This window comes from Planctomycetota bacterium (assembly GCA_038746835.1).
In the GTDB taxonomy this organism is placed as follows: Bacteria; Planctomycetota; Phycisphaerae; order Tepidisphaerales; family Tepidisphaeraceae; genus JBCDKH01.
Window position 1 is genome coordinate 1 of record JBCDKH010000227.1, and the last position, 5,254, is coordinate 5,254.

5 protein-coding genes are annotated in these 5,254 nt (G+C 65.6%); all 5 read right to left on the reverse strand.

Annotated features, from left to right (window positions below; genetic code table 11):
* On the reverse strand, positions 1-1,630 hold a 1,630-nt coding region (locus tag AAGI46_15480), incomplete at its 3' end, for an AIR synthase-related protein (protein ID MEM1013608.1).
* A 16-nt stretch (positions 1,631-1,646) separates the two neighbouring features.
* The gene (locus AAGI46_15485; protein ID MEM1013609.1) at positions 1,647-2,324 is read right to left on the reverse strand and encodes a Uma2 family endonuclease; all 678 of its coding nucleotides are present in this window, start codon (positions 2,322-2,324) and stop codon (positions 1,647-1,649) included.
* A gap of 9 nt (positions 2,325-2,333) precedes the next feature.
* Positions 2,334-3,341, reverse strand: a complete 1,008-nt coding sequence (gene arsS / locus AAGI46_15490; GenBank protein MEM1013610.1) for an arsenosugar biosynthesis radical SAM (seleno)protein ArsS — start codon at positions 3,339-3,341, stop codon at positions 2,334-2,336.
* A 99-nt stretch (positions 3,342-3,440) separates the two neighbouring features.
* Complete coding sequence (locus tag AAGI46_15495) at positions 3,441-4,625, reverse strand: methyltransferase domain-containing protein (GenBank protein ID MEM1013611.1); 1,185 nt, start codon at positions 4,623-4,625, stop codon at positions 3,441-3,443.
* 54 nt (positions 4,626-4,679) lie between these two features.
* Positions 4,680-5,254 (reverse strand): hypothetical protein (locus AAGI46_15500; GenBank protein ID MEM1013612.1); only part of this gene is annotated, 575 nt, incomplete at its 5' end.

Here is a 5,254-nt window from a genome sequence, read left to right on the forward strand (position 1 = left end):
AACTGAAGTTCGTGCCACGGGCCACTGCGTCATAGCCGAAAGTACCGATCGCGGTCGTCTCGACGTCGTGCTGTGCCGATAACGCGAGCAGCTCGTCGAGCTTGTCCGGCGGGACGGCGAGGACCATCCGTTCCTGGGCCTCGCTGATCCAGACCTCGTCGTACCGAAGGCCGGCGTACTTGAGCGGAACCTTGTCGAGCTGCACGTCGGCCCCGACGGTTTCGCCCATCTCGCCGACGGCCGACGACAGGCCGCCGGCGCCGCAGTCGGTGACGGCCGTGAACAAGCCGCGGTCGCGGGCGAGGAGCAAGACGTCTGCGACCTTCTTTTCCGTGATCGCATTGCCGATCTGCACGGCGTGGCCGAACTCGCTGCCGGCGGTGTCGGTGAGCTCGGCCGACGAGAACGTCGCCCCGTGGATGCCGTCGCGACCGGTTCGGCCGCCCATCACGACGACGTGATCGCCCGGCCTCGCCGCCTTGTCGATCTTGTCGCGCGGGATGACGCCGACGCAGCCGCAGAAGACGAGCGGGTTGTAGCGGTAGTCGTCGTGGTAGACGATCGCACCGTTGACGGTCGGGATGCCCATGCGGTTGCCGTAGTCGCGGACGCCGGCGACGATGCGGTCGAGGCGTTCGTCGCCGTGTTGGACGCAGAAGACGTCTGTGTTGGCGATGGGTCGGGCACCGAGGCCGGTGCCGAGGACGTCGCGAACGACGCCGCCGGTGCCGGTGGCCGCGCCGCCGTAGGGCTCGATGGCCGACGGGCGGTTGTGGGTCTCGGCCTTGAAGCAGACGCCGTCCGTGTCGTCGAAGGCGATGACGCCGGCGTTGTCGACGAAGACGGAGAGGCAGAAAGGCACGGAGGCACGAAGAGACGAAGGCACGAAGGGGTCTGACTCCGACTCAGCACTTCGTGCCTCCGTGCCTCCGTGCCTCCGTGCCTCCCGCTCCATGATCTCCATCGTGCTGGCGAAGATCGTCTCCTTGATGAGGTTGCCGTAGCGGCGAAGCTCACGGCCGGACGCGTCGCGGACTATGACCTCACTCTTGAGCGTTTTGTGGACGCAGTGCTCGCTCCAGGTCTGGGCGAGGGTTTCGAGCTCGCAGTCCGTCGGCTCGCGGCCGGCGCCCGCGTAGAAGTCGCGGATGGCCTGCATCTCGGCGAGCGAGAGGAATAGGTGGCCCTCGCGGCTGAGCTTTTGGAGGCCGTCGTCGTCGAGGTTCGTCAGTTCGACGTGCCGCAGTTCGAACGGCGTCTCGGGCGGGTGCGGCAGGGCATCGGGCAGGAACGGCGTCTCGTGGACCTGCTCGATGACGCCGTTGACCGACGCGGCATCGTCGACGGTTCGGCCGGTGGTGACGGCGATGACGTCGAGCCCGCGTCCACGCAGGGCATCTTCGACCGAAGCCGCGACCGGGTCCATGACTCCGGGCTTCGGCCAGACTTCGGTCTTCGCCTGTGACGTTGCCGTCTCGTTCAGCGTGGCCACGTCCCGCACGCCGTCGGCCAACAGCGGCAGCGCCAGTTCCCGCACGCGATCGAGCGGCTCGGGCGTTTCGATGAGGTAGAGCCGGGTGGCTCCATCGCCGGAGGTGGGCTTGGCTTCGACGCGGTAGACGCTGGGCATCGCCGGACGCTACGGCTCAGTCGTCGAGGTCTTCGAACAGCCGGGCGACGGGAATCTCCAGCCCCGGCATGACGTTGCCGCCGGTGAGCGTGTCGGCGGCGGTGAGAACCCGATCAGGCTCGCCGGGCGAGGTGTAGACGGCAACGGTTCGATCCGCCGGCTGGACATACCAGGCGAGACGTGTGCCGTTGTCGAAGTACTCGACGAGCTTCGCCACCATTTCTCCACGTGTATTCCCCCGACTCAGCACCTCGACGACGAGGTCTGGCGAGACGGCGGGGACGTTCGACGTTCCGACTCGGATGCCCTCCGACATACGTTCCCGGAGAACGGCTCCGACATCTGGCACTCGCACCCGGTTGACCGTCAGCAGACGAACCGTGCCATCCGCCCCCAAGAAGCGGAACGGGCGACCATTTGCATCGTTCCAGTTTCTGAGTAACTGCAGGAGAGCACCGCCTACTTCCGATTCTTCACGGCCCATCGGCTTCTCCAGAAGAACACCATCGATCATTTCCACGAGCCGCTTGTCGACCTCGACCATGTGCAGCAGGTCTTCCTCCGTCGCCGTCCCCGGCCACGGGTCCCAGACGACGCGATCGAGCGGGATGCCGCCGATGGATTCGTGCCACTCGACGCCGTCGTAGAACCGTCGATCGGTCTTCAGCGTGACGACTTCGCCCGGCGTAGCCATGGCTTTAGTTTACGCCACCGACCCGCCGCAGGACGAGCCGCTTCCGGCCGTGCAGGCGTAGCAGTGGTCGCCGAGGATGATGCGGCGTTCGCAGTAGGTTGCCGGGTCGAAGTCGGCGATGTGTTGGGCGCTTCGCTTGTCGCTCTTGAGGCCGAGCGCGTAGTTGAAGTCGCAGTCGTGCAGGCTGCCGTCGTGACTGACGTGGATTTGGTGGCGGCACATCAGGCCGTCGAGCGTGGCGGGGTTGAAGGCGTTGCGGAGCTTGTTTTCATACTCCTCGGCCCGGCCGTCGCGTTCGAGGTCGTGCAGGAATCGGCCGATGGCCATGTTGGTGATCGTGAGCAAGCGCGTGAACTCGATGCCGAACTGCTTGCCGAGTTCGCGGCGGTAATCCTCGCCCAGCGCCTCCTGCGGCGGCGGGAGGCTCGGGCCGCCGGGGTTGAAGACGAGGTCGAGCGGCAGGTCTTCGCTCTTGCCGTAGCCCCAAGCGTTGAGCTTCTGGATGACCTCGATCGAGTCGTGATACACGCCCCGACCGCGCTGCTTATCGACGTTGTTCTCCAGGTAGCACGGCAGCGACGCGACGAGATGCACCTTGCGGGCGGCGTACCACTCGGGCAGGTCGGTGTAGCCGTCGACGAGTTGAATCGTCAGGTTGGTCCGCACCATGACCTTCAGGCCCATCGCCAGGGCGTCGTCGACGAACTCGCGGAAATGCGGGTTCATCTCGGGCGCGCCGCCGGTGATGTCGAGCGTCTTGGCTCCAGCTTTCTCTGCGGCGTCGAGGACGAGCTTCTGCGTCTCGCGATCCATCTGCTCGCGCTTGTTCGGGCTGCTGCTGACGTGGCAGTGCCGGCAAGCAAGGTTGCATGTGAGCCCGATGTTGACCTGGACCGTGTCGAGCGTTGCCCCGACGAGCGGCGATCCCTGCACGCCTCGGACTTCCAACGCGAAGGACGAGCGGTCGGAGGGAGTTCCGAGTTTGACGGGCGTGAGTCCGTTCGTGGAGGTGGTCATGACAGAGCGAAGATGAGTGCGAGCCCTGAGCGTGAGCGAGGGGTTCCGGGGAGATCGTGCAGAACCCCTCGCTCACGCTCAGGGCTCGTCACGCCAGAGTCAGCAGCAACCCCCCGGTCCGCACGCGCTAGCGGACTGGTCGGGTGTCGTGGTCTCGACGTAGTCCTGCCCCTTCGTCTCGCGTGGGCTGCGCGTGACGTTGCGCCGGCAGTCGAACGGTTTAGCGTCGTCGAGCGGCACCTCCGTCAACGGCTCGACGTACGCGAACTGCCCCTTGTACGGCTCTTTGCCATAAAGCTTGAACGTCTTGTCACACACCGCCATCCGCTCGCCGCGGGTGAGCGTGTGGCCGTCGTCGTCGATGACACGCTTCCACGGGCCGAGGTAGACGACGGCCTGGTTGCGGTCCATGCACGGGCCTTGCTTGCCCTTGTACGCCTCGACGGTGACGCTGCGGAACTCGATGCCGCGAATCGTCTGCCACGCCTTGTCGGCCCGCTCGAGGATGCGAATGCCGTGGAAGCCGGCATCTTCGAAGGCCTTCAAGAAGCCCATTTCCGTGAACGCGCCGCTGATGCAGCCGCTCCAGAGGTCCGGGTCGTCCTGCATGTCCTGCGGCACGATCTCGTCGCTGACGATGTCGCTGATGACGCATCGGCCGCCCTTCTTGAGGACGCGGAACATCTCTTCGAAGAGCTTGCCCTTCTGGCCCTGTTCGACGAGGTTCAGGACGCAGTTGGAGACGATGACGTCGACGGAGTTGTCCGCGACCATGGGGTCGTTCTTCCGCAGGTGGCTCGCTTGGTCGCTCGCCGCTAACCAGGCGTCGCTGCCGTCGACGGGTTGGCTGGCGAGGAAGGTGTCGAGCTTGTCGAGGTCGAGCGCGAGGTCCTGGATGCGACCCTTGCGGAAGCTGACGTTGTCGTAGCCGACGTTCTTGGCGAATTCGGGCTGGGTACGACGCGAGAGGTCGAGCATCGGCTTGTTGAAGTCGACGCCGATGACGCTGCCGGTCGGGCCGACCTTCTGGCTCATGATGAAGCACGCTTTACCCGATCCGCTGCCGAGGTCGAGGACGGTTTCGCCCTCACGGACCCACTTGGACGGGTCGCCGCAGCCGTAGTCGACGTCGATGACTTCCTGCGGGATGGCCTTGAGGAGCGACGGGTCGTAGCCGTCGCTTGGGACGCAAAGGCAGGCTTCGACTTCCTTGCCGGCGGCGGCGTAGCGCTCGCGGGTGGCGGCTTCGGGGGTGGGGGCGGTTTGAGTGGGAAGCGTGGGCATCGATGGTAATCTAAACGAACAGGAGCCGCAGGTGGTTGCGGCAGACCGACATTTTCATGCCGAAGTCGTCGAGGCATGCCGGTCCTGTCGTCCGATTCGGCAGAGCCACGGCGACCAGAGCAGGGCCGTTATTACCATCACGAACGCCGGCACACCCGCCAGTTGCAGCGTCGCCGCCAGGCCGACGAGCCATCCGGCCGTCGTCATGAGGGTCGTCGTCAGCAGCACAAGCGGCAAAGCCCACCATCGGCCCAGAAGCAGGATCATCCCTGCAGAAAGGGCCACGAGCGTCGGGAGATAGCTCGCACCCGGCACCCAGATGGAGCTCGCGATCGCCATCAGCAACGCACCGACGACGACGATCCAGAGCACGATCCGTGCGTGTTGCCTCGGCATAGAAGCAACAGCAAGCACGGACACGACCGCCATCGACAGCCAGACGAGCAGATAGACCCGGCCCGCGTACGGATGCGTGTGCATCGAGCCGTAGACGCTTGCAGCGACGATCGGAACCAGCAGCAGGGCGACACTCCCGACGAACGCGAGCACCGACCAGAGGCGTCTCTTCAACGCCGCGACGCCAGTCGCGGATTCGGGGTGCGAGTGGGTCTCGGCTCGCTCACCGTTCG